The 1174-nt window shown below is 60.1% G+C and carries 1 protein-coding gene and 1 pseudogene; one reads left to right on the top strand and one right to left on the bottom strand.

Features of this window, described 5'->3' with window-relative positions; genetic code table 11:
- A partial coding sequence (locus ACR0EL_RS21720) for an aminomethyl transferase family protein (protein WP_480502252.1) occupies positions 1–950 on the top strand: 950 nt, incomplete at its 5' end.
- Between the two features lie 16 nt (positions 951–966).
- Here ACR0EL_RS21720 and ACR0EL_RS21715 read toward each other — a convergent pair.
- A pseudogene (locus tag ACR0EL_RS21715) lies at positions 967–1174 on the bottom strand (LysR substrate-binding domain-containing protein); the annotation flags it as partial.

The raw sequence follows: 1174 nt of genomic DNA, 5'->3' as shown, positions 1-1174 counted from the left end.
GGCTGGATCGCTTGGTCGCCAACCGCGTACCGACCGTGATTGGGCGGTCTTGCCTGACGCCGCTGATCTCTGTCCGTGGCGGCGTGGCTGGCGATTTCACCATAACCAAGGTGGCCGATGACGAATACATGATGATCGGATCGGGCATGGCCGAGCGCTATCATCAACGCTTCTTCAACATGATCGACCTGCCAAAGAACACAACCTTCGAAGTCGCCACCGACCGCATAGCAGGGTTCAACGTCGCCGGTCCGAAAGCGCGTGACCTGCTGCAGCGGCTGACCAATGCAGACCTGTCGAACGAGGCGTTCCGCTTTATGCGCTCGGCCACAATCGAGGTTGCGGGTGTCACCTGTCTGGCCATCCGCGTCAGCTTTACCGGCGATCTAGGGTGGGAGTTGCACTGCGCCGAAGAAGATCAGACCCGCCTTTACGCTGCGCTGCTGGATGCGGCCAAGCTGCTGGATGGCGGCCCCGTTGGCGGCCGCGCGCTGGGGTCGTTGAGGATCGAAAAAGGTTATGGCTCTTGGGGCCGTGAGTATTCGCAGGAATACTGGCCGCAAGAGGTCGGGCTGGCGGGCCTCATCAAGCTAGACAAGGATTTCCTGCACAAGGATGCGTATCTGTCGGTCAAGGACAACGCCGCACGCGAAATGCTGTCAATCTTCGAGGTCGAAGTCTCCGAGGATGCCGACGCTACCGGCGGTGAGCCGATTTTTACCCCGGATGGTACCCCGGTTGGCCGCGTGACATCCGGTGCATACGGCTATTCGGTCGGCAAATCGCTAGCGCTTGGCTATATAAACCCTGAGTTCGCACAACCTGGTGATACGGTCGAAGTGTTCATCCTTGGCAAGCCCCATAAAGCGAAAATCCTGTCCGAGCCTCCTTTTGACCCGGATGGAAACCGCCTGCGTGATGTTAAACCGGCACTGGAAGGGGCTGCCTGAGCAGCCCCGTTGCAGGTCAGCGGTTCATGCTGGCGGCGGCGTTTAGCAGCCAGTCCTGAAACAGCCTGACCGACGGTGAAACGGGTTTTTCCTTGAGACGCACGAAATAGGCCCAGGGGCTGTCCAAATCGAATTCGAACGGTTCGATCAGCAGCCCCCGGTCCACATAAGACCCGGCCAGAGAGCGGGGCAGGGCGACGCAGCCCAACGACTGCGCCGCCATC

The organism is Ruegeria sp. AH12, from assembly GCF_056541465.1.
Note: the sequence above shows the minus strand (reverse complement) of the source record. Positions and strands in the feature narration are given on the sequence as shown.